Raw genomic sequence first — 23962 nt, forward strand, 5'->3', positions numbered from 1 at the left:
ACGAAAGGTCAAGCCGCGCCTGCCGCGCGGCAGCCTTGGCGATCGAGTTCCGCTGAACGGCTGTTGCCTGCGGCGGCTGTGGCAGAGCGCCATATCTCCGCCGCATCCCTATCCCAGCAGCAATGATGCAAAGGGGTCAACCATGTCGCGAGACGGCATGGTCATAGGGTGCCATGGCTGGCGCATGCGCAGGGCGTCATATCCTTCATGGTCGCGGTAGCGGCAGACGTCATGCGTCATCATGTCAGCACCCGCGTGGTGTGCTGCGAGCGCGGGCGACGCCTGAAACGCCGCGGCTGCGGTAACGAGCAATACGTATCCGATCTTTTCGATTGTCATGTTCATGTCTCCTTGTTGGTTCGACCAGCGGTGTCATCACCGGGATGCCCCGCTCAACGGGAGAATACGAAGTGAGCCGCCGTGTTATTTCCGCCGTCGCATGAAGTTGAGAAGGCGCGCGCCGGCGTGACCGGAAGCAGGACGCGCCTCGTCGTCTTCGCGGCGCGTTGCGCGCCCGAATGATGGGTCGTGAGCTGCCCTCTGAAACGAGAGGGCGCAGGGAAGGCCGGGAGCTTGCCGCCCCCATGGCCCGCCTGCGGAAAAAAATGCAGGCGGCAGGTACCACAGGTTTGGCCAAGGCATCCCGACCTTCCCTGCGCGATGGTTTTAACGGCTGCTTCGCGTTCTCCCCGGTGCGCCGGGCTGTCTGGCCACCGTACGCGACAACGCGCTCTCGCGCGCTGCGCGGGAATCCTAGCGTCGGAGGATCAGGACCGCGCGACTTGACCGTGCATGTCGAACTGTTCGTCCGCGCGAGAAATGCGCTGCAATTCGACATGCCCACCGCTCCCCGCCTCCACGTTCGTGACGACCGCGATACGTCCCTCTGCACGAGGCGGGATGCCGCTAGACAACCACGTTTTCTGAAAAATAGAAATCGAAATCTTTTTCGCGGGAGGTCTGGACAGAGAGAATCAGGTTGGAACCAAAGACGAATTTTCTTTTTTTGCGCAACGCGTAGCGACATCGAGATTGAGCGCACGGGCGGCGGGGGACTATCTCCACCGCCGTTCGTCCTCGCGCGGAGACACATAAGGATTAGCGCTTGCGAACTAAGGCGCTGGGAGAATTTCTGTGTCCCCTTGATTTATGTCAAATCGGCATCGCCATCACTCACGTCCGTTCAGAGATCCTTGCGGACCTTGGAGACGTGCGACATGCGGTTCCTTCGAACGATCTGTTGGCTATGTGCCCTTGTTGGATTGTTGCAAGCAAGTACGCCCTCTCGAGCACAGACTGGGGATACGACGCCCCAGACACCAAGTAGCGCCCCCTCGCCAGTTCCCGAGCAGCAGACGCTCAAGCCCGCCGAACTCGACGCGCTGGTCGCGCCGATCGCGTTGTATCCGGATACTCTGCTGTCGAACGTGCTGATGGCATCGACCTATCCGCTTGAGGTGGTACGCGCAGATCGCTGGATGAACCAGAACAAGGACCTCAAGGGAGATGCCGTCAAGACCAGCGCGGAGAAACAGGACTGGGACGCGAGCGTCAAGGCACTGGTAGCGACGCCCTCAGTGCTCCAGATGATGCATGAGCACCTCGAATGGACGCAAAAGCTCGGCGAGGCATTTTTGGCACAGCAGCAAGACGTGATGGACGCTGTGCAGCGGTTGCGTGCGAAAGCCTACGACCGACAGAAGCTGGTCACGACGCAACAGCAGAAGGTGACCGTAAGGGACGAGCAGAGCCGACGGTTCATCACCATCGAACCCGCATCAGCGGACAGCATCTACGTTCCATATTACGAGCCGCAGGTGGTTTTCGGCGACTGGCCCTACTCTGATTATCCTGCCTATCCCTATTACTGGGGCTATCCCGGCTACATCGGCGCCGGCCTCATCGCAACCGGTGTGGCCTTCGGTGCGGCCTACGCACTGGGACGATGGACCACCGGCGGCTACTGGGGCAGCGGTGGATGGTGGGGCGGCAGCCGGGTCAACTGGGGTGGCGGCGCGATCGACATCAATCGCGGTGCGCGCGTTGAGCACTGGCAGCACAACGCAAGGCACCGACAGGGCGTGCGCTACAACAATGCAAACCTGCAACAGCGGTTTGGCAATGCCAATCAACGGCCCGGTGGCAACCGGCAGGGACTGGCGGCCGGCGCCAATCGTCCGAACGCAGGCGATCGGGCCCAACGCGGCGACCGCGGCCGAGCGACAAACAGGCAGGCAGGCGCTGGTCGAACGGCCGGCAATCGTCAAGCGCGTAACCGCTCGGCGGCCGCCAGGCACGCAAGGTCTGCTAGGTCAGGTGGTCGCGCGGCGCACCGCGGAGGCTCCAGAGCTGCGCATTTCAGACCCGCGGCGGGACGCGGCGGTGGAGCGCGGTTCGCAGGCGGCGGACATCGCGCGGCAGCCTTCCGGGGCGGCGGGAGCTTCCGCGGTGGTGGAGGATTTCGCGGCGGCGGTGGTTTTCGGGGCGGCGGTGGTGGTGGCTTTCGAGGTGGTGGCGGCCGTGGCGGCGGGCGCCGCTCGGACATCAACCTCAAGCATGATGTCATGCTGCTCGGTTGGCTCGATAACGGTCTTGGCTACTACCGCTTCGCCTACAATGGCAGCGACAAGTTCTATGTCGGGGTGATTGCGCAGGAAGTGCAGACAGTGCGACCCGACGCGGTCACGCAGGGCAGAGACGGCTATTTGCGCGTCCACTACGAACGGCTCGGTCTCAAGCTCCGGTCGTATGACGATTGGGTCGTTTCCGGAAGCCTGTTGCCAATGACGACGGGGCTGCCGCGAAGCATGACCCCATAGCCAGCCGCAGATTGGTCGGCTGTCATCGGCTGCTTGTCCACGACGGCATTCTTTCGGTCGCCGTGCGTGCTGAGGGGCGGCGTGCCCTGCGCGTCGGCCCTCCGCTTGCAGACGGGGCGATTTGGCTGCGCCTCGAAGGCGGCCCGCTCAATGCGCCGTCTGATCGCAGCCCACCGCGCGGCAGGCAATTCGACATGGCTGTGCGAATGACACCGGAAATTTCATCGATGAGCGCATCGACATCTCTCTGCGCACTAACTTTGTTGCTTCTCGGCAGGCAATGCTCAGCCGCAATGGATCGAAGCGGCCATTGCAGGACCGCTCGATCATCCGATCTTGAGCCAGAACGTGCCTACTACGAAAACAGCCGCGCGGATTGTCCGGAGTTTACGAGAGCCGCCCCGAACAGTCGTGTCGACTATTTCCTTGTGGTCCGGCGTTCTACGCCTCCGACAAGTTGGTCCATCTGTTGCGCTGTGCGCCTGTAGACTTCTACGATCTTCAAAAGGGCCTGACGTCTGGATGCGCTGTTTGCCAATTCAGCCAACTGTGCGGCTTCATCGGCTTTATCGAGAAATCGCTTCGCTTCCTTTGCAAAGTGTCTCGTCATTCGGTCATCGTGCCCCACCTCAGCTTCGCGACGTGCTGAGAGGACACCGCCCAACTCCTCCAAGGCAAGGCGGGCGTGGTGGGCAGCGTTCGGACGTCCGGCCCTTTCGATCTCCTCCAGCGCCCAGACCAGATACTGCGCTGCAGTTTCGACGTTGGGATTACGACGGTTGGTCATTGTAAGGTGTTCGTATCGCACACGGTCGGGTTCGTCATCACTCGCCGCACCAAGTGAGACACCACTTTGATGCTCAGCTGTAACAATTGTTAGGGATGGACGTTCCGGACACCCGTCCTGTGGGCGGCCCTAGCGTCCTGGTCAGAGCTTGATTGGACTGACTACGCGGTAATTGATTAGCGTTGATTTGAAATGTCGGGGCCAAAGCTTGTGTCGGCTGCGGCCCATTTTCGACCACGAAGCGGATCGACAGCGAGCGATGGGGACGCCTCGATCGGCAGCGGAGGCGTAGGGCCGGACGCAAGGGAGCCATGCATGTTTATGCACGTTGTTATTCTTGTTCGTGCATGATAGGCTCCCTCCATGTCAGAGCAAATTCCGATGGCGAGGCGGGACGTGATCGCCGACCGCCTGGCGCAAGGACAGGCCGTGGTTGCGGCAACGCTGGCCGCCGAATTCGACGTCTCCGAAGACGCGATCCGGCGCGATCTGCGCGCGCTTGCGACTGAGGGACGCTGTCGCCGCGTCTATGGTGGCGCACTGCCGATCACTCCCGGCCTGTCCCCAATGGCGGCGCGCATCGGTGAAGGCCGCGAGCGCAAGCGCGCGCTGGCCCGCGCTGCGGCAACAACGATCAAGCCAGCCGAGTTCATCTTTCTCGACAATGGCAGCACCAACCTGGCGCTGACTGAATTCCTCCCGGAGGAGGCCGAGCTCACGGTCGCCACCAATTCGATCGACATCGCAGCCGCGGTGCTGCGGCGGAAGGACCTTCGGTTGATCATGATCGGCGGCGCCGTGAATCCCGTGGTCGGCGGCTGCGTCGATGCCGGCGCGGTGCTGGCGATCACGCAACTCAACATCGACCGGTGCTTTCTCGGCGCCTGCGCGGTGTCACCGAAGGGCGGCGTCAGTGCGTTCGACCTGTCCGATGCCGCCTTCAAGCGCACCCTGCTCTCGGTCAGCCGCGAGAGTGTGGTGCTGGCTACGACCGACAAGCTCGACACGCGCGCGCCGCATCGCGTCGCTGCGAACAAGGATATCGCATGCCTCGTGGTCGAGCACGATGCGCCCGCCGCACAGCTCAAGGCCTTTGCCAAGGCCGGCGCCTCCATCCTGAAGGCGGAACCGCCGAGATGACAGCGATCGACCAGTGCTGCCGCACCGCGATGGCCTATAGCGCTTGTTCGCTCCAACCTCCCCCTACAAGCGCAGCGCGATCGCCTGAGAAACAAAGGCCAACGATCTCCTCCGCGGCCGTCCTTCGAGACGCTCGCCTCCGACGAGCTCCTCAGGACGAGGGCCTAATTCGCGGCAAAATGACAGACCCTCATGGTGAGGGCGCGGCGAAGCCGCGCGTCTCGAACCATGAGGCCCCGAAGCGCTATGGCCATCTGCGATTTGCCTGCACTGTGAGGCAGCGAACACATCCCACTCGCTGACACACCATATCACCCTGCGTTCTCCCGTGAGAGTTCATCATGTCGTCTCCTGATCAGCGCGCCGCCAAGCTCGCCACGCGGCTTGGATTTTTCGTCGCAGGCTTTGGCCTGGCGGGCTGGGCGCCACTGGTGCCGTTCGCCAAGCAGCATCTCGCGGTCGACGATGCGACACTCGGGCTGTTGCTGCTCTGCCTCGGCATCGGCTCCGTGGCGGCCATGCTGCTGACGGGCGTGCTGAGTGCGCGCTTCGGCAGCAAGCCGATCATCATCACGAGCGGCCTCGGGCTTGCCGCCATGCTGCCGCTGCTATCGGTTGCGGCGACGCCGGCGACATTGGGCACCGCGCTGTTCGCCTTCGGCGCCGCGCTGGGCTCGCTGGATGTCGCCGTCAACATCCATGCCATCGAGGTCGAGCGCGCGGAAGGCCGGCCGCTGATGTCCGGCTTTCACGCGCAGTTCAGCATCGGCGGCTTTGCCGGCTCCGGATTGATGACGCTCCTGCTCGCAATGCAGGTCGACGCCCTGGTCAGCGCGGTCCTCTGTTCGTGTCTCATGGGCGCGGCGATGGTGCTCGCCGCTCCGCGGCTCCTGCGCGCATCGCCGCAACAGGCAGGACCACTGATCGTGATCCCCCATGGCTTTGTCGTGCTGCTGGCTGCGCTGGCCGGCGTCATGTTTCTGGTCGAAGGCGCGATGCTCGATTGGGGGGCTCTGCTGCTCGCGGGCACGAAGCATCTGCCCGAGACGCAAGCGGGGATCGGCTATATCCTGTTCTCGATCGCCATGACGGCAGGCCGGCTCGGCGGCGATGCCGTGGTCAGCCGCATCGGCGACCGCGCCGCGCTGTTCTGGGGCAGCTCGATCGCAATCGCCGGTTTCGTCGTCCTGCTCACCGTTCCCGTCGCCGCGCTGGCCATGACCGGCTTTCTGCTCATCGGCATCGGCGCGTCGAACCTCGTGCCTATCCTGTTCCGCAGAGCCGGCACGCAGACGCGGATGCCGATTGAGCTCGCGGTCGCCGCAGTGACCATGGTCGGCTATGCCGGCGTGCTGCTCGGCCCCGCCGCCATCGGCTTCGTCGCCGAATTCACCAGCCTGCAGACGGCATTCTGGATGCTGGCCGCGCTGCTCACCATCGTGCCGCTGTCCGCGCATCGCGCCGGCGCCGCGCAGACCTGAGCGGAGCAGCCCAATGCATCTTGCGCATGTGGCGCTCTGGACGGCAGACCTCGATGCGGCCGCGGCGTTCTGGCAGCGCTATTTCAATGCTGCCGTCGGCCCAAGCTATCGCAGCGCACGTCGGCCAGGCTTCGTGTCGCGCTTCGTCACGCTGCCGGACGGCGGAGCTGAAATCGAACTCATGACCGCACCGTGGCTTGCCGGCGCGAGCCCAGCCGATCGCATCGGCTGGGACCATATCGCCATTTCGCTCGGCAGCGCAGCGGAGGTCGACGCACTCGCCGAACGCTGCGCCGCCGACGGTGCGCTGGTGTCGCCGCCGCGCCGAACCGGTGATGGCTTCTACGAAGCGGTGATTGCGATGCCAGACGGAACCCGCATCGAGATCACGACGTAGTCGGGATTGCGCGCGCACGCCACAAATCTGCAATGGCACAATGCTACTGTCGTCAGCAAAGGCATCGGGACAGTTCAGCGATGATAGGCCGACGAGATGGGATGCGCGCTCTGAGCGCGACGTCTCGAACGCTTGCGTGGACGTCGATTGCCACGATGATGTCCTCATTCGCAACGTTGGCACTCACAGCGTTGACAATGGCGGCCTCGTTCTTCGCAGCCTGTTCGCCCGTCAACGCCGCCGAATTCTCGATCGTCAACGCCTCCCCGGTCTTTCTCCAGCATCTCTATGTCTCGCCCTGCGATGCCGGACAGTGGGGTCCTGACCAGCTGGCCGAGCCGCTTCCGCCCTCAAGACTGGCAACGGTCTCGGGTCTCGCGCCCGGCTGCTATGATATCCAGTTCATCGTCGCGCCCTGGAACAATTGCGTCATCGCCGGTGCCAGCCTGCGCGGACGCACGGTCTGGAAGGTGACGCAATGGACCGTGTTCGGCTCCCAGAGCGGCGATTGCTCGCATATCGCCGGCTTTGTTCCGACCCGGCCGCGGCATTGGGCATGGCCCTCCGACTCGGCTGCGGCCATTTCGATCGTAAGGGCCCCGATCATCAGGAAAGACTGACGCGGCTCAGGTGCTCGCTCGCAGCTCTGCGAGCGTTTGCTCGAGCGCAGCGCTCTGCGCCGACAACGCGGAGCACAGCTCACGCGCTCGGCCGGCGCCAGAACGCATGCACCGTCAGCGTGACCTTCAAGACCGGGTCGGCGGTGTTGCGCTCGGTCGAGCCGCCGAGTTGCAGCGACAACGAGTCCACGAACACGTAAGGCGTTCCGCTCTCCAGCCGATACAGCAGCGCCTGCAGCGCGGGAATCGTCGCAGTCAGTGCGACCTGGAGCCGGATCGCGTCGCTCTTGTCCTCGCGCTCGGCCGGCTGAATCCCGGACGAGACCAGAACCGCTTTCTGATCCGTAATGAGTTGCGACAGATAGGCCTGGAACTGCGCGGTGGCCAGCCCGCTGGTGGCAGCATCAAGAAAGGCAGGCGCAGGCGCCGCAATGGTCTGCGTCTGCTGGCGCTGCTTGGCGACGCCGCCCACGCGCGACCGCAGGCTTGCGAGTTGGTCGCGCCGGTCGTCACGGGCTTGCGTCGCCTCCGCCCAGGCGAGCAGCGCATTTGCGATGACGAGCGCACAGATCACGAGCAGCGCGCAGAAGGCGCCTAGCGCCAGCAACTGCTCGCGGTTCAGATCGAGCTTCAGCCTGAGGTTCAGCTTCGGCATCCCCCTAACCTCCGCCTATTGTCTGGTGTGGCTCGACGCGCGCCTCGATGTGGAAGATGAAGCGAGCGCCGTCGGCGCTGCGCGTGGTCGGCGCGTAGAAATGGACGTCCTTGAACTGTCCCGATTGCTCGAGCGGCGCGATCAGCGCCGGCGCGTCCTGCGCGATCCCGGCGATCCGCACCGTCGCACCATCGATGTTGAGCTCCGTCAGATAGGCGCTGTCCGGCAGCGCCCGCGACATCGCCTCGATCACGATTGCCGAGACCAATGAGGTTTCCTTCAACGCCCAGGCGCGCTCGGCCGGCGGAAGCGCAGCGATCGACTGCGCCGAATAGGTGCCTTTGACCTGGCGTTGCAGCCTGGCGAACTCGGCGTCGATCTCCTCGCTCTCGGCGTCCGCCGCCGCTGACGTCATGAAGGCCCAGACGTTCACGACCACGGCGATGCAGACGGCGGCGGCCAGCAGGCCACCGATCGTCCAGCGCAGGCGCTTCACCCGCGCGCTGTCGGCATCCGCAAGTCGCGACCACAGGGTCATGCCCGCGGCCGGCGCCCCGGCCACCACGGCGTCGACATGGAGGCCCAGCGCCGCCAGCTGCTGACAGGATTCATCAACAGCCGCGCGGGGCGTGATCAGAATCCGCACGTCGAGACTGCCGGCATCGGCACCGTCCTGGATCTCGAACCCGTAATAGGCCTGAGCCGGACGCCAGGGCGACAGCCGTTCGATCTGGTTGCGAACAATGCCCGGCAGCAGGTCGCGGGCCTGCGCCGGAACGGTCATGTGGCGCGAGACGATCTCGTCGCTGCCGAGTTCAAGCATCACGAAGGCGCGTTGCGCCGAGCGGACGACATCACTCGGAAGGACCGCGCCTGACGACAGCGCGCCGGGGACGATCTGCTCTCTCCCGTCGCTCTGCCGTACGATCAGGCCGTCATCAGCCTGGCGAAGCCTGAGCGAGTTGCGGGCGCGGCGCCGGTCGCGCCAGCCAAGCCAAAGCCGCGCCAGCGCATCGATCCATCGCCTGGCGATCACCTCAACGTCCATCGTCGTCCCCCGACAGCATGGCGATGTCGCGCGCGCCCGCCTGTGCGCCAGGAGTCCAGGCAAGAACACGATAAGGCTGCTTGTCGCCCTTGAGCAGCACGATGAAGCCCCTCGCCTGCGCTGCGTATCCATCCGTGGTGCTCGCCGCGAGCGCGACCGCGATCACCGCCCTTTGCTGAACCTTCAGATAGGCTTGCGTGCGACCGAGCAGGAATGCGAGCCGCTCGGCGTCGACCAGCGGCGCCTGGCGCGTGGCGAGGAAGCTTTCCAGCCGTGCCTCCTCGAAGAATGGCAGCGCCCGGAGGACTGCGACCGGCGCCGTCAACGGGTTCACGGCCTCGCTGCCATAGACGGTGACCAAGGGCGCCATCGCGGTGATCCATTCCGTCCGCATGCCCGGGACTGCGGCGAGCTGGCGGATGTCGGTGAACGGCGGCTGCGCCTCGGGCGGCGTAGGCTGATCGGGCTTCTTGTCGGCAGCGGGCTGACGCGCGGCGCCGGCCTCCGAACGCGGCGCAGCATCATTGGGCTTCGGTGCCGGATGGCTCGGACGCGCAGCCTGGTCCGGCTCGCGCATTGCCACGATCGTTCTGGCGAGAGAGTCAGCCTCATCATCATCGGCGCCGACACGGCGGAGCAGCGAAGCCAGCATTTCGGCTGGCGCCCTGCCGATATCGATACGGCCGGTCTCGTCGCTGATGCTCACGCGCACCGCGCCCGTCGGCAGGGTGATGACGGTGCTGCGCGCCGTGAGCGGCGCATCCTTGAGCACGGCGACCATGCCGGCCGCAGCCTCCAGGCCGGCGCTCAACAGGGCATCCGCCTGCACGCGGTCGCGGTCGATCGCCACGATCCCGGCCAGGCTGCGGAAGCTCGCCGAGGTCGCCATCACCAGCACCGAGCAGAACGCGATCGCCCACAGCACGGCGAACAGAACCATTCCGCGCTCGCGGTCCCGGACGCTCATCCACGTGCTCCAGCGGGCTCGTTGCCCGGCTCGTTCGTCGGCTCATTGTTGGGCCGCACTTTTGCCGGCGGGGTTTGCTCCGGCGCGCCGCCTTTCAAACAATCCGCACTCGCGCCGGCACGGGCACAGCCGATCGGCGCGCCGGCGTGCAGCGCGAACTCGGTGCCCGGAAGCAGTTCGGCGCCGCTCGCTCGGTCGCGGATCGTGAGCCGTACCATCAGCGGCAGCAGCGGCTGACCGCGCCAGCTGTCGCTCCATGTCAGATGGCCATCCGTGCCGACGCCGGCAAATGCAAAACTGATATCGACCTGACCCTCGATCAGCTCGATCGGATCGCGCAGCGCGACACTTTCGAACAAGGTGCGCGGCCCGAGCCACGGCGCGCGGCGCCGGATCAGGCGCGCCGCCCCGTCGACGTCCTCGACCGTCAGGCTGACCACCTCCTCGCCCTGCGGTCCCGAAGCCGGACCGCCAGCGGCGATGAACTTCAGTTGGCCGGGCGCACCGACAAAGGCGGCGCCCGTTTTGACGCCGCGCCCCAGCGGCACTTGCCGCGCCGATCCCAGATCCGCCGCGATGCGCTCGACCGCCAGCAGCAGCTGGTCGGTCTTGCCGGCAAGCCCGGTGCCCCGATCGAAATTGAGCGCGACATTGTGGATCAGCGCCGCGGTGCCTGCGATCACGGCCGCCCCGATCGCGAGCGCCGCCAGCACCTCGATCAGGGTGAAGCCATGCTCGGCGGGACGGTCGACGCGGCGCCGGACGCTGGTCATCGGTCATCTCCGGGCAGACCGAGCCGCAAGGTGTCGGCGGTGACCATCCGCCCGGGCGCCCACGAGACCACAGCGGTGAGGTGATACGCGATCCAGCTCGGGCCCTTCTCGACCGGTTCGGTCGACTTGGTTGCCTTGACAGGGACCGGCGCTGCGGCGGGAGGGATCATCGCCTCGACAAACATCGGCTCGGCGCTGATGCTCCAACGCATCCCGCCGGTCTCGCCGCTGCGCGTGCCTTGCGCGAGCTGCGCGCGATCAACCGGCGCGTCGAGCAGCGCCCGCAGCAGCGTCTGCGCCGCGATGCGGCCATCGATACGATCGGCGATGCGACGCGCATGAAACAGCTGCGGCCCGACCACGGACATGAAGGCGAGCAGCAGCGTCATCGCCACCAGCGCCTCGATCAGCGTGAAGCCCGCGCGAGCGGCGCGGCGTTCACCGAACGTCGACCGCGACACGGCCGTTGTACCAGGAGACATCCACCTCATAGCGCACCTTGTCCCAGGAGAATTTGAGCGCGGCGCCGGTCGAGGCGCCGTCGGGCTCGAACCGCACCACCGCCTGGCGCCCCGACCAGATTTCATCCACGCCGACCACATCGACCACCACGTCGCGCGGAATCACAATCACCCCGCTGTCGCCGATGAGCTGGCGCGCGCCGGTATCGAGCGAGATCTGGCGGCTGGTTCCGGTGAGCACGGCCGCGAGACGCTCGCGCCGCATCATCGCGGCCGTCTGCAAGGTCAACACCTTCAGCCTGCCGCGGCCGGTGCCGGGCAGCAGCACACCAACCAACGACGCCAGCATCGCCATGATCACCATGACGGCCATCATCTCGATCAGGGTCGAGCCGGCGCGCGGATCGTTGCTGATAGGAGCTGTCATTTGGCGAGCTCGGTGATGCTCAGCAGCGCGCTCATGATCGAGACGATCAAGGAGCCGATGCCGATGCTGACCAGGATGATGGTAACAGGGCCGATTGCGCCCATCATGCGATCGAGGCCGATGGCGAGCCGCTGCTCGTAGAACTGGGAGGCGTGCTGCGCGATCGCGGACAGGTCGCCGGTCTCGTCGCCGACACGCAGCATGCGCACCGCGAGCGGCGGCACCAGCTTGCTGTCCGCCAGCGCCTCGATGAAGCGGCGGCCGTTGCGGACCTGCTCATGGACCTGCTCGACCGCGGCGACATAATCCGGCTCCGTCACGATATCGCGCAGAATTTTCAGCGCCGCCGGCAGCGCCACGCCGTTTTCCACCAACAGGCCGAGCGTACCGATGAAACGCGCCGCACGGCGATCGTGCATCAGCCCGGCGATCCCCGGAAGGCTGGCAAAGCCGGCCGACAGTCGGGCACGCGCGGCAGGCTGGCGCAGAATCAGCCAGCCGACCAGCAGCGCGCCGGTGCCGATGCCGAGCAGCAGATCGAGATGCGAGCGCAGCCAGGTCGACGCTGTCAGCGCGAAGGCCGCGCCCGTGTTTAGATGGCCCTGCATCTCGGTGAAGATGGGCTCGAACTGCGGCACCACATAGAGCAGGAAGAAGAACAGGATCACGATCGCCGATCCGACCAGGAACAGCGGATAGCGGGTTGCCGTGCTGATCCGTTGCGACATCTGCTCGCGGCGAGTGCGGTCCTCGACGATCGCGCGCAACACCACCTCGAGCTTGCCCGACGCTTCGCCGGCGCGGACCATCGCGACATACATCGGCTCGAGCGAGGTGGCCTGCCGCTCCAGCGCCTCGGCAAAACCATCACCGCCGGACACCGCGGACCGAAGCCCTGCGGCAAAGCGCGCGACCGATTTATTGGTGTCGTCCTCCAGCGTCTGCAGCGAGGCTTCGAGGTTCAATCCGGAGCGCAACAGAAGCGCGAGCAGCCGGAGAAAGGTCGTCAGCTCGCGCGTGCCCAGCGATCCGCGGCTGAGGAGACTGCTTCGCGTCGCGCTGTTGCCGGCCATCTCCGCCTCGACGGGAAGATGGCCGAGATATTCGATCCGCCGCAACACCTCCTCGCGCGAGGGCGCCTCGACATCGCCGAGGATGATCTCTCCGGCCCGGGTCAGCGCGCGATAGCGGTAATGCGGCATGGTCGCTACAGGCTCGAGGTGAGGCGAAAGATTTCGTCGAGCGTGGTCTGCCCGGCGCGGAGCTTGACGATGCCGTCCTCGGTCATCGTGCTCATGCCTTCGCGCCGCGCGGCCGCTTCGAGCTCACTGGCATCCGTCTTCGGACCAATTGCCCGGCGCAGCGCGGGGCCGATCTCCATGATTTCGAACACGCCCTTGCGTCCACGAAATCCGGTGAAGCCGCACCACTCGCAGCCCTTGGGGCGGCAGACGACCTCACCCGGTGCGATGCCGAGCGCGGCATAGCGCTCGTCCGCGCCGACCTCCGCTTCCGTCAAACGGTGAGGCTCCTTGCAATGGTCGCAGAGGATGCGCACCAGGCGCTGGCCCACGATCACCCGCGCAGAGGACGCCAACAGGAAGCTTTCGATCCCCATGTCGATCATCCGCGTGATGGCGCCGGCCGCGGTGTTGGTGTGCAACGTCGTCAGCACAAGATGCCCGGTCAGCGCCGCATGGACGCCGATATGCGCGGTCTCGGAATCCCGCATTTCGCCGACCATGATGACATCCGGGTCGAGGCGCATGAAGGAGCGCAGCGCCGAGGCGAAGGTCAGCCCGATCGCGGGATGGACCTGGGTCTGGTTGATGCCCGGGATCTGATACTCGACCGGATCCTCGATGGTCAGGATCTTGCGCGTCGGCTCGTTGATCACGGCAAGCGAAGCGGCCAGCGTGGTCGTCTTGCCCGAGCCGGTCGGCCCGGTGACGATGATCATGCCGTAGGGTGCGAGCAGCGCCTTGCGCAGGATGGCCTCGTCGCGCGGGCCGAGCCCGATCTGGTTCAGCGCGACCAGGCCGGACCCCTTGCGCAGCAGACGGATCACTGCGCATTCGCCATGCATCGTCGGCATGGTCGCGACGCGCAGATCGATCTCCGAGCCCCCGACAGCGATATGCGCCCGGCCATCCTGGGCAAGACGGCGCTCGATGATGTTGAGCCCCGCCAGGATCTTCAAACGCGACAGGATGCCCTTGGCCATGCTCATCGGCGGCGGCGGAACGTTCTTCAACATGCCGTCGATGCGCAGCCGCACCTGCAGGCCGTCGCCATTGGGTTCGATGTGCAGATCCGTTGCGCGCTGCTCGACTGCCAGGCGAAGAAGGTCATCCAGCGCGCGCACCACCGGGGCGCCGCGGGCGAGGTCACGAAGGTTGTCGAGGTCGTCCTCGCCCGCGCCGGCGGACGCCTGCGGCAGGGCGTTGTTCTGATCCGCCTCGCTCCGCAGCGACAGCGCCGCATCGATATCGTCGGCGGTCGCCGCCGCCAGCGCGATCGGCTTGCGCAATGCAATCTCGATCGACCGCAGCGTCTCGTCGTCGATCGGCGCGGCCACCGCCAGATTGCAGGCGCCGCCCGCGTCCTCATAAGGAAACAGCCGGCCTTCCCTCAGGAAACGCATCGACATGTCGCCGCCGGCGAAGCGGCTTTGGGTGAGATCGTCGCGCTTGACGCGGCGGCAGCCGTAGAAGCCTGCCAGTTCGTCGGCAAGGGCCGATGCGGTAAGCCTGGTCAATGCACTCCAATCGATGGGTGCGGACATTGCCTCGCCGTGGCGCGGCGTTCGTGCCGCGTCCGTGGCCTGGGCGTCCCGCAACGCGCCGCGCGCAGCGAGATGCGCCATGAAGTCGACCGGCAGAGGCCGTTGCGTCCGCGGTGTGATCTTCTCCTCGACGGAGCTCATGTCGATCCGATCCTTGCGCTGCGACCGGCCGATTGGCACCCTGCAACCAAGGCCGCCGGCCGACGGCTTGGCATCCCCCTGCGCAAGATCACACCGGCTCGTCGGGCGCTGCCATGCGCGGACAATCGTCGGCGGCAAGCGTCTGATTCCAATGCAACGCGCGTCTCGCCTGCGCCTGCTGATAGAGCTGGTTCTGCAACCGCGTCGAACGCGGCGCCTGCGTCGTCCGGTCGAGGCGCCTCGCGCAATGGACCAGAGCCTGCTTGAGCTCCACCTGCACCGTTCGCACGCTGACACCGAAGCGCTCCGCCGTGTCCCGCAACGGAACTTCGTCGACAAAGGTCGCCATGAAGATCTCGCGTCGACGCGACGGCAGTTCCTGGATCACCTGCTTCAACGCGCCGATCTCCGAACGCGCCTCGATCACGCGATCCGGCCCCGGCTTGTCGTCCACCATGTCGAACAGCGCATCGGTTTCCGGTATGGTGCGACGGCGACGTTCCGCAACGCGCCGATTGCTGACGATGCTCAGCGCCACCCTGAACAGATACGCCTTGAGATCGCGCACCGGCCCTATTCCGGTTGCGTTGGAGAGGCGCAGGAATGTGTCCTGGAGCGCTTCGTCCGCCAACTCTGCAGAGCCAGCGCGTCGCGCCAGACGCGATCTGAGGTCGTCGTAGCTCGCAACCAGAAGGCTGAGCAACGCCGCTCGATTGGTGTCGCTCATAGCAGGGACCCCATCCCCAGCTGCAGCGTTCTGCCCGCTTGATCTCAGCCGCGTTGTTCATAACCAAAGTTGATGACATCGCAATGAACTCATCCGCGAAACCAAAGCTGCACGGCACGCGCAACTAACAACGCATGCAACTCGGCGACCAATCCTGCGTTGCCCGATCAAGACTAAACTTCAATCTAGCAAATACAGACGTCAGCCTGATCGCCAAGCGGCGTTCGCAAGTCCGCCGTTCCTCGCGCGGAACTGCGCGCATGTCATGGCGCTCCGTCCGCTTCGAATCGGCGCGCATGGGCAGTCCGTTCGACGCCGCGCCTTGCTTGGAGATCGTTTGCGTCAAGAACAAGCGCCGCGCGAAAGGCAGCTTCCGCGTCGCCATGCCGGCCGGCTCCCAAATAAACTTCGCCGAGCGCACAATGGGCGCCGACGCACCGCGGATCGAGCGCAAGCGCGTGCTTCAGGCTGATTTCGGCACCTTGCGAATTGCCACGCGCAGCGCAGGTTCGTCCCAGAGCCTCGTAGAACCGTGGCGATTGCTGCTGACTGATCCTGGTCGCTGCGAGAAAATGCACCATTGCATCATCGAGATCACCGATCGCCTGCAAGGCCATCGCGTATTGCGCATGGACTGCATCGTTGCCGGGCGCGAGTTCCAGTGCCTTGCGATAGTGTGCCTGCGCCTGCTCGACCTTGCCGCCGGCCAACATCGCATCGGCGAGCGCGACCCGCGCCGGCGCAAGCTCGGGCGCCAAAGTCACGGCCGACTGCGCCAAGATCTGCGCGCGGGCCACGTCTCCGAGCGCGAGCGCGAGCGCGCCGAGATTGCAGAGCGTGCTGATATGCGCCGGATCGATCTCGAGAACGCGCTCGAAAAAGCGCTTCGACCGCTCGATCTTGCCGGCGCGATGATGACGACATCCTTCCATGAACAGGGCATCGCAAAGCGTCGCGCTTGCGACTCGCGGCGTCGCCGTCATACGCAATGCGCTGGCCATCACAGGGTCCGCCAATCCGCCCGGATTGAGCGAAACCTCTCCGGCTCTCGCCCCTGCCCCGACGCCGTCCGCAGCGTCGGTCATTTCGCGTGCGAGCCGCGCCAACGCTTCATGCTCCGGATGACGCGCGCGCATCTGATCCAGAAGCGCCACGGCCTCCTCGCGCCGACCGTGATCTTTGAGCAGCAGCGCCAGCTCCGCCGCTGCATCGACCTGTTCGGGATCGGCGATGAGCACATCGCGAAAGCCATCAATGGCCAGCTCCGGCAGATCCGAGCCGGCGAGCGCACGCGCAACGCCAAACCGCGCTGCGGCGTGGTCCGGCCGCAGGCTCAGCGCTGCGGCATACGCGGCCAGCGCCTGCGGATACTGCTCCGACTTCAGCAGCAAGGCGCCGATATTGGCGTGAGCATCAGCATCGGACGGCTCGAGCCCGATCGCCTCTTCCAGGAAATCGAGCGCGTCCTCGTCCTCGCCACGGCACAGCGCGATCACGCCGCGCAGGTGCATGACCCGCTGGCGCACCGTCGGCTGCTGCTCCACGGTTTCGAGCAGGACATCGGCGCTGTCGATCTGTCCGGCACCGAACAGCGCGAAGGCGCGGTTCAAGACCGCTTGCGCAAACTCGGCCTGTCGCTCGGTCGAGACCTGCTTCAACATCGGAGCCGCGCCTTTGTGCGCCTGCGCCTCGCTGCTCACCGCTCGCGCCATCGCCAGGTTCCTCCCGTGTTCGGTTCACAGCACGTCAATGATCGTGCGCCGTCACAAGCCGATGGATCGCCGGGTCACGCGGCGCTGCGCGCGGCACACCACTCGGTCCAGAGCTGCATCAGCGCACGCGACAGATGATCCGCAAAACGGGGCGCGTCGCAGAGCGGTGACGCTTCCAGCCGTCCGCGCAAGGAGCTCCGGAGCTCGGCGAGCTCGCCGCGCCGGCGCGTCCAGTCGACGGCAAGCGCGACATAGCCGTCGATGCTCCCGGTGCAGAACTGGCCGAGGCCAGCAGCAGTCAGATGCGCGGCAGAGTGGCGACCGGCAAATGTGTCGCCGACCAAGGTCACCGTCGGCACGCCCATCCACATCGCCTCGAGCGTGGTGACGCCGGCCGAATAAGGAAACGGATCGAGTGCGAGATCGACCTGGCCATAGGCTTCCAGCAGCTTGGCCTGCTCGCTCTCGCCGATCAATTCGACGCGCTCGCGCGACAAGCCGCCGCGCTCCAGCACCGCATAGACGGCCTCACGCGTCGAGGTCTCGCCGAGACCGCCATAGACCATCAAGATGCGCGCCTCCGGCACCTCCGCAAGAATGCGCGCCCAGGCTTTGCCGACCTCGGCGTTGAGCTTGGCTGGACGGTTGAAGCAGCCGAAGGTGAAGCGGCCGGCAGTCTCGCTCGGCAGCGGCGCCACGTCGGGCGCGCTGGTCGGCGGCTGGTAACAGACATAACAATCCGGCAGCCGGATCGGCCGTTCGACATAGCTCGCATCATGCTCCGGCGGAACCTCGACCAGATCGGCAATCAGGCCGTCATAGGTGTCGAGCCCGACCGTGCCGACATAGCCGGCCCAGCCCAGCTGGATCGGCGCGGCACGACCGGCAAACAGCGACAGACGATTGCCGGCGGTGTGCCCGGCCAGATCGAACAGGATATCGACGCCGTCCTCGGCAATCTGGCGCGCGAGCTCCGCATCGTTGCTGCTCGACACGTCGCGCCAGGCCACCGACACCGCCTTATAACGCTCGCTGAAATCGTCATCCTGCCGCTTGCTGTCGGTCTTGTAGCAGACAATCTCGTAGCCGAGCGCAGCGAGCTGCTCGACGGCACGCAAGATCAGGAACGACACGGCATGCCGATGCAGATCGGCCGAGACCAGGCCGAGACGCGGTCTTCGGCTCGGGTCCGGGATGTTGGAAAACGCCAGCCGATCATTCGGCGCGCTGGGACGGTATAGCGCCGCCCATCGCTTGTGCTCGCGCAACAGTTCGTCGCGGGTCACCCCCGGCTTGTGCTGAAGCGCAAACAGCAGCGTGCCGGCGACCGCGGCATTGGCGGGATCGAGCTCGCCGGCGCGCCGATAGGCTGCGACGGCGTCCTCGACGCGGCCCTGGCCAAGGAAGCCGAACCCGCGGGCGACATGATGCTCGACCTGCAGCGGGTCCAGCGCGAGCGCGCGGTCGACATAGCTGAGCCCACGTTCGAACTGGCGCTGATTGATCAGGAAATGGCCATAGAGATATTGCGGCAAGGCAACGCCCGGCGCGCTCTCGGCGGCAATCTCGAACAGGCGCGCCGCCTGCTGCTGACGCTCGGCGACGCCGAAATTCATGCCGAGTTCGAGGATCGCCTTGTAGTTCTGACTGTCGATGGTGGAGGCGGCCTGCAGATCCTCGACCGCCTTGTCGAACTGGCCATCCATCACGTAGGCCAGCCCACGCGTTCGATAGGCATCCGCGTAGCCGGCATCGAGCGTGATCGCCCTGTCGAGCGCCTCCAGCGCTTCGCTGCGCCGGTTCTCGGTGAGCAACGCGAGACCGAGGCTATATTGCGCGAGCGGCATGTTCGGCAGCAGCCGCAGGCCCTCCTGCAGGTAGGGAATGCCCTCACGGGGACGGCCGGTGCGCGCCAGACAGGTGCCGAGCTCGGCCAGCGCCGGCGCATGCGTCGGCGTCACGCGCAGCTCCGCCATGAACGCATCGCGTGCGTCGTCGAAGCGATCGAACCGGCACAGCGCCACGCCTTTGCAATAGTTGAAACTGGGCTGATCCGGTGCGAGCCGCACCGCCTCGTTGAAGGCACGCAGCGCCTGACGCCAGCGCTCGGCCCGCGCATGCGCGATGCCCTGCTGATGCAGCTCCTGCGCGCGCTTCACATTGGAAGGTCCCGAATGATGACCGCCATACGACGCGGGGCGAGCCAATAACGCATGACCGCCATGCTCCACTCGAATCGCGAGTCGCCCGCTCGAATTGTCTTCCATATGGAAGCCTCGCCCGCCAACTGATCGCTCTAAGGTTGTTCTCCATGGAACAGCATCCACAGATCACCATGATCGCGCCGCGATTCCATAGATCACATCGTCGGGTATTGCCAAGATTTTTTTCAACTCAATTCTGGAAATAATCTCTGCGCGAATCTCACGCTCGAGTTGTCTATCAGTCGTGAGCCAATCATCGACGAACGGAGACATTCCTTCGGCGCACGAGATACTTAGGCCTTACTGAAATAGATGAGAAATGGCCTAGAACAAACGGCACATAATACTTCAGGACTCCTGACGTTGACTTGTCCGTCTCGTGACGATGGGATGACGCCGCGCGCCGATGGTTCCAACCCTCAGGATGAGTGAGATGAACATGCAATCGACTACCAAGTATCTGCTCGGCACGTCGTCGGCGCTGGTGCTGTCGGCCGCTGCCCTGCTCTCGGCCGCGCAGCCGGCCAACGCGCAGGCGACCAACGGCCTCTACTTCGGCGGCTCCACGCTCGCCTCCGAAGCGTTCCGCCAGATCTTCGACTGCTACACCGGCGCGGCCGTCGGCAATGACGGCTTCACCTTCTCGTCGAGCTTCAATCAGAACACCCCGACGCCGGGTCTGCTGCCTGCAAGCTGCGCCGGCATCGACACGACCGTGCAGGGCATGTATGCCGGTGTCGGTTCGGGCAACGGCTTCCGCGGTTATATCAGCAACGCTCCGGCGCAGTGGTATGGCGGCACGGTGAACGCCGGCACGACGGTCGCCACGCCGTTCCCGGCTGCGCAGCCGCCTTACGTCGACACGGTCAACTCGGCCAATTTCGGCAGCTATCCGTATCCGCGCGTCGATGTCGGCATGTCCGACTCGCCGCTGGCGTCGACGCTGGCCTCGCTGACCACCGCGGCGTTCAGCTTCACCCCGTCGACCAACTGGGCGAGCGGTGCGACCACGGCGACCACCCAGGTTGCGGTCGGCAGCAGCACCCCGGCGAGCTACAACGTCACCGCCTGGGGCAATCCGGTCCAGCTCCCGGCCTTCGAGGTTCCGGTCGCCATCCCGGTCAACGTCAACAGCTCCTCGTTCACGATCAACTCGCAGATCCAGTCCGGCGGCACCATCGTGGCCGGCGGCGCGGTCCAGCTCTCGACCGCTCAGCTCTGCGCGATCTTCTCCGGCCTGGTCACCGACTGGAACAGCACGGCCACGATCCCGACGCTCTCCAGCACGGGCACCGTCGTGAACCAGGCGTTCGACTACACCAACGTCGGCAATGGCGTCGCGACTGCCCAAGCCTATGCCAGCGCCTCGCTGCCGATCTCGGTGGCGTTCCGTTCGGACGGCAGCGGCACCAGCTTCATCATCACCAACTACCTGAAGGCCGTCTGCCCCCTGATCGATCCGACCGACACCTTCAAGTACAAGACGATCTTCGGCGCCTCGAACCTGCCGAGCACCAGCTTCTCGAACCTGATCACCAACATCCAGAACGCTCGGGGCAACGGTCCCTGGACGCCCTCGACGACGGTGGCGGGTGCCTGGGTCGGCGCCAGCGGCAGCGGCGGCGTGCAGGCCGCGGTCGGCGTGACCACGGCGCAGGCGGGCCGCATCGGCTATGTCAGCGGCGACTTCGTCAAGCCGTTCGCGATCGCCAGCAACGCCCCCTATGCAGGGTCGGTGCAGAACGAAAACCAGCGCATTGCGGGCGTAACCACTCCGGCCCCGGCCGCGACTACGCTGACCTTCATCCCGCCGACGCCGGCGGCCGTGGACATCGCCTGGGGTGACTCCCGCCTGACGCCTCCAGTAGCCACCTCGACCTGGGCCAACTGGAACGTCTACGGCATCAACTTCGCGGCCAACGAACCGGCCCATGGTGGCGTCGTGGTGGCCGGCCTGTCGGTGCTGCCGCTCACCAACCAGACTGGTGCCTATCCGCTCTCGGGCACCACGTTCATGGCGACCTACAGCTGCTATGGCAACGACACCAATGGGACGAACCTGCTCAACTTCCTGAACTGGTACTACCAGAACTCCGGAAACGACGTGAACGTTCAGAACATCCTGAACAACAATAGCTTCTCGCCGCTGAAGCGGCAGTGGCTGTCGGCCGTTCAAAACACCTACCTGACTCAGGGCACGGGCGTCGCCATCGCCCTCGCCTCGGGCGGCAGCGTGGACGGCTGCACCGGCGTCACCGGTGGCGCCAATCCGTGATGCGCGGCAGTGTTGGATCACGCCGCCGCGCCTGATCCGGCAGCAACGCTCTGACGACAACGACCGGGCGCCTCCAACAAGGCGCCCGGCCTTTTTTTGCAGCCGAAGAAGCGCGTATCACACGGTGGGAACGTCACTGGATCAAGAACGAGACGATCGGTTCTATTAGTTGAAGAGATGACGGAAGACATGCTGAACAGCAATGAATCCGTCACGTTCGGTGATCGCGACAAAATCAGCAACAAGCGCTTCGCGCCGCGCCTGCTCACATTGTCTTAAGGATGTGAACCGCTCGCCGGCGTCAATGCCGCTACGACGCGCAAGGCCGCCTGCCTCGCGCGCCGCATAAGCTCGTTGTCTTGTTAGTTCCTGCAGGGTCGTCTTCATCGCATTTCCTTCATTACGAACAGGATCCCTGCCGGATCGCGAGATCATCCGAGGCGTCGGCGAACGCTGCATCACCATCTCAAACAGGGAGTATCACCATGACGACGAAATGCTTCGCCGCCCGCCTGCTGGGCACGACCTCGCTGGTCGTGCTGTCGGCTGTCGCCACCATCGCGTCTCAGACGCCGGCCGCAGCGCAGAGCACGATCTCGACCGGCCTCTATGGCGGCGGCAGCATGCTGCCTTCGCTGGCGCTGCGGCAGCTGTTCGACTGCTATGCCGGCACCACCGTCGCCAATGACGGCCACAGCTTCTCGCCGAGCTTCACCACCGCGGCGCCGTCACCGAACCTCTTGCCCACCAGCTGCACGCTGGTCTCCACCGCGGTCGAAGGCTTGTTCGCCGCCGTCGGCAGCGGCAACGGCCAGCGCGCCTTTATCGCCAACGATCCGCATCAGCTGTTTCGTGGCAATCCGAAATCGGCGCCCACCGTGGTGAAGAGGCCTTCGATCAATCCGCCCTTCGTGGACACCGCGAACTCCAACTTCGCAACCTATCCCTATCCGCGGCTCGATTTCGTCACCAGCGATGCGCCGCTCGCGAGCCCCGTCAGCAGCCTGACCACGATCTCGTTCGGCGGCTTCACGCCCTCGACCAACTGGCAGTCGGTGTTCGCGATCCTCGCCCGCACCAGCACGGCCGCGACCTACGACCCGACCACTGTCGGCGCCCCGATCCAGGTGCCGGCGCTGGAAGTGCCGGTCGCCATTGCCGTCAACACCAGCAATCCCGTGAACGGCGTCACCTGGACCATCCAGTCGGCGCTCTCGCCCAACACCCAGGCGGGCGGCGCCATCCAACTCTCGACCGCGCAACTCTGCGCCATCTTCTCGGCCACGGTGACCGACTGGGCTGACAGCGCAACGCTGATCCCCTATCTCGACAAGACCGGAACGCAGCAGCTCCAGCACTTCTACGACGACAACACCGACGGCACGGTCACGGCCACCGCTTATGCCAGCGGGCGCCTGCCGATCAAGGTCGTGTTCCGCTCCGATGAATCCGGCACGACCTTCATCCTGACCAACTACCTGGCCACGAACTGCCCGCTGCTCGACCCCACTGGCACCTATCAGTACAAGCGGATCTTCACCGGCGTCGGCGTCACCAAAGGCACGACGGTGACCACGACGGCGAACCTGCCGTCGGCCGACTTCTCCAACCTGATCGAGAACATCCGCGCGGTCAAAGGCGACACCGATCACGATCATCGCGACTCGCTCGCCGTCGAGGATGATTCGGATCGGCCCGATCCGCACTGGATCAGTGCCGAGGGCAGCAACCACGAGGCGTTGAAGGTCGGCACCGAGGCCTTCCGCGCCGGACACATCGGCTATCTCAGCGCCGACTTCACGCAGCCTTATGCGACGACGGTCAGCGAAGAGATCCTGGGCCAGACCTACGCGGCGCCGGCGCCGCTCTCGGCCAGCATCCAGAACCTGAACCAGCGCATCACCGGCGTCTATCATCCGGGCCAGGTCGCCGGCGGCCATGCGCAGAACTTCATCCCGCCGACTCCGGCCGGCGCCGAGAACGCGTTCCGCAGTCTCAACTTTCCGCGGCCGCCGGCAACCTATGACGCCTGGAACGTCTACGCCCAGGTGTTCGGGCCGAATGCGATCCTCGGCGGCGTCCACTATGATGGCCTATCCATCCTGGCAACGGCGCAGCGCGCAGGGGCCTATCCGATCACGGGCGCGAGCTTCCTCAACGTCTATAGCTGCTATGCGGATGCTTCAGGAACTCGCGTGCCGGCACTGAAGAACTGGCTGGCCTGGCTGTACGGCGGATCGCAGACCAACCTGCCGGCCTACAACCCGGCGACATCGAGCGCAGCCAGTCCGGGATACGATCCGGACGTGGCAGCGATCATCCGCAACAACGGTCTCCACGAGCTGGATCCGACCTGGGCTCAGGCGATCCAGAGCCAATATCTGCAGCCCGGCAATAGCGGCGGAAGCGCCACCGCGATCGCAGCCTCCAGCGCCTCCGGCAGCCAGGTCGACGGCTGCCAGGGCGTGACCGGCGGCGCGAACTAATATGTGGCCATCGGCGTGATCCGCTCGTCAGCACCGGATCGCGCCCCTCTTCGATGC

At 65.4% G+C, this 23962-nt stretch carries 21 protein-coding genes; 7 read left to right on the forward strand and 14 right to left on the reverse strand.

What is annotated here, in order from left to right:
• Positions 1-108: 108 nt before the first annotated feature.
• The gene (locus BRAS3843_RS33810; RefSeq protein WP_008973728.1) at positions 109-339 is read right to left on the reverse strand and encodes a hypothetical protein; all 231 of its coding nucleotides are present in this window, start codon (positions 337-339) and stop codon (positions 109-111) included.
• 878 nt (positions 340-1217) lie between these two features.
• On the opposite strand from BRAS3843_RS33810, the gene BRAS3843_RS33815 reads away from it, so the two are divergent.
• Positions 1218-2819: a DUF3300 domain-containing protein gene (locus BRAS3843_RS33815; RefSeq protein WP_008973729.1), complete on the forward strand. Its 1602-nt coding sequence runs from the start codon at positions 1218-1220 to the stop codon at positions 2817-2819.
• A 418-nt stretch (positions 2820-3237) separates the two neighbouring features.
• Here BRAS3843_RS33815 and BRAS3843_RS33820 read toward each other — a convergent pair whose 3' ends face one another.
• Entirely contained in the window at positions 3238-3606 is a 369-nt protein-coding gene (locus BRAS3843_RS33820; protein ID WP_035983694.1) for a hypothetical protein, read from the reverse strand.
• A 363-nt stretch (positions 3607-3969) separates the two neighbouring features.
• On the opposite strand from BRAS3843_RS33820, the gene BRAS3843_RS33825 reads away from it, so the two are divergent.
• From BRAS3843_RS33825 to BRAS3843_RS33840, 4 genes are all read left to right on the forward strand, one after another.
• Complete coding sequence (locus BRAS3843_RS33825; protein ID WP_035983695.1) at positions 3970-4746, forward strand: DeoR/GlpR family DNA-binding transcription regulator; 777 nt, start codon at positions 3970-3972, stop codon at positions 4744-4746.
• A 341-nt stretch (positions 4747-5087) separates the two neighbouring features.
• Positions 5088-6227: an MFS transporter gene (locus BRAS3843_RS33830; protein ID WP_008973733.1), complete on the forward strand. Its 1140-nt coding sequence runs from the start codon at positions 5088-5090 to the stop codon at positions 6225-6227.
• 13 nt (positions 6228-6240) lie between these two features.
• A complete protein-coding gene (locus BRAS3843_RS33835; protein ID WP_008973734.1) occupies positions 6241-6624 on the forward strand; it encodes a glyoxalase/bleomycin resistance/extradiol dioxygenase family protein in 384 nt (127 codons plus the stop codon).
• A gap of 155 nt (positions 6625-6779) precedes the next feature.
• Positions 6780-7244 carry a hypothetical protein gene (locus tag BRAS3843_RS33840; RefSeq protein ID WP_139025053.1) on the forward strand — a complete coding sequence of 155 codons (465 nt, stop codon included), beginning with the start codon at positions 6780-6782 and terminating at the stop codon, positions 7242-7244.
• Between the two features lie 79 nt (positions 7245-7323).
• On the opposite strand, the gene gspM is transcribed toward BRAS3843_RS33840, so the two are convergent.
• The 11 genes from gspM to BRAS3843_RS33895 form a co-directional block, all read right to left on the reverse strand.
• Positions 7324-7899 carry a type II secretion system protein GspM gene (gspM, locus tag BRAS3843_RS33845; protein WP_008973736.1) on the reverse strand — a complete coding sequence of 192 codons (576 nt, stop codon included), beginning with the start codon at positions 7897-7899 and terminating at the stop codon, positions 7324-7326.
• 4 nt (positions 7900-7903) lie between these two features.
• Positions 7904-8947 (reverse strand): PilN domain-containing protein, encoded by a 1044-nt coding sequence (locus BRAS3843_RS33850; RefSeq protein ID WP_008973737.1) that lies wholly within the window; start codon positions 8945-8947, stop codon positions 7904-7906.
• Positions 8937-9914, reverse strand: a complete 978-nt coding sequence (locus BRAS3843_RS33855; protein ID WP_008973738.1) for a type II secretion system protein GspK — start codon at positions 9912-9914, stop codon at positions 8937-8939. The genes BRAS3843_RS33850 and BRAS3843_RS33855 overlap by 11 nt, the downstream gene beginning before the upstream one ends.
• Positions 9911-10687, reverse strand: coding sequence for a prepilin-type N-terminal cleavage/methylation domain-containing protein (locus tag BRAS3843_RS33860; protein WP_008973739.1), 777 nt, complete (start codon positions 10685-10687; stop codon positions 9911-9913). The genes BRAS3843_RS33855 and BRAS3843_RS33860 overlap by 4 nt, the downstream gene beginning before the upstream one ends.
• The gene (locus BRAS3843_RS33865) at positions 10684-11148 is read right to left on the reverse strand and encodes a type II secretion system protein (protein WP_008973740.1); all 465 of its coding nucleotides are present in this window, start codon (positions 11146-11148) and stop codon (positions 10684-10686) included. The genes BRAS3843_RS33860 and BRAS3843_RS33865 overlap by 4 nt, the downstream gene beginning before the upstream one ends.
• Positions 11126-11575: a prepilin-type N-terminal cleavage/methylation domain-containing protein gene (locus BRAS3843_RS33870; RefSeq protein WP_008973741.1), complete on the reverse strand. Its 450-nt coding sequence runs from the start codon at positions 11573-11575 to the stop codon at positions 11126-11128. The genes BRAS3843_RS33865 and BRAS3843_RS33870 overlap by 23 nt, the downstream gene beginning before the upstream one ends.
• Complete coding sequence (locus BRAS3843_RS33875; RefSeq protein ID WP_008973742.1) at positions 11572-12777, reverse strand: type II secretion system F family protein; 1206 nt, start codon at positions 12775-12777, stop codon at positions 11572-11574. Before BRAS3843_RS33875 ends, BRAS3843_RS33870 begins: the two co-directional genes overlap by 4 nt.
• A 5-nt stretch (positions 12778-12782) precedes the next feature.
• Complete coding sequence (locus BRAS3843_RS33880; RefSeq protein ID WP_008973743.1) at positions 12783-14501, reverse strand: GspE/PulE family protein; 1719 nt, start codon at positions 14499-14501, stop codon at positions 12783-12785.
• 88 nt (positions 14502-14589) lie between these two features.
• Positions 14590-15228: an RNA polymerase sigma factor gene (locus BRAS3843_RS33885; RefSeq protein ID WP_008973744.1), complete on the reverse strand. Its 639-nt coding sequence runs from the start codon at positions 15226-15228 to the stop codon at positions 14590-14592.
• 263 nt (positions 15229-15491) lie between these two features.
• Positions 15492-16940, reverse strand: a complete 1449-nt coding sequence (locus BRAS3843_RS33890) for a tetratricopeptide repeat protein (RefSeq protein WP_008973745.1) — start codon at positions 16938-16940, stop codon at positions 15492-15494.
• A 74-nt stretch (positions 16941-17014) separates the two neighbouring features.
• Positions 17015-19099 carry a tetratricopeptide repeat protein gene (locus BRAS3843_RS33895; RefSeq protein ID WP_008973746.1) on the reverse strand — a complete coding sequence of 695 codons (2085 nt, stop codon included), beginning with the start codon at positions 19097-19099 and terminating at the stop codon, positions 17015-17017.
• A gap of 478 nt (positions 19100-19577) precedes the next feature.
• Here BRAS3843_RS33895 and BRAS3843_RS33900 point away from each other — a divergent pair, with 478 nt between their 5' ends.
• Complete coding sequence (locus BRAS3843_RS33900; protein ID WP_008973747.1) at positions 19578-21419, forward strand: substrate-binding domain-containing protein; 1842 nt, start codon at positions 19578-19580, stop codon at positions 21417-21419.
• Positions 21420-21584: 165 nt separating this feature from the next.
• Here the strand turns inward: BRAS3843_RS33900 and BRAS3843_RS41080 are convergent, their stop codons facing one another.
• On the reverse strand, positions 21585-21806 hold the full coding sequence (locus BRAS3843_RS41080; RefSeq protein WP_139025054.1) for a hypothetical protein: 222 nt from the start codon (positions 21804-21806) through the stop codon (positions 21585-21587).
• 98 nt (positions 21807-21904) lie between these two features.
• Here BRAS3843_RS41080 and BRAS3843_RS33905 point away from each other — a divergent pair, with 98 nt between their 5' ends.
• Positions 21905-23905, forward strand: a complete 2001-nt coding sequence (locus BRAS3843_RS33905; protein WP_008973749.1) for a substrate-binding domain-containing protein — start codon at positions 21905-21907, stop codon at positions 23903-23905.
• The last annotated feature ends 57 nt before the right edge of the window (positions 23906-23962 follow it).

The organism is Bradyrhizobium sp. STM 3843 (assembly GCF_000239815.1).
GTDB lineage: Bacteria > Pseudomonadota > Alphaproteobacteria > Rhizobiales > Xanthobacteraceae > Bradyrhizobium.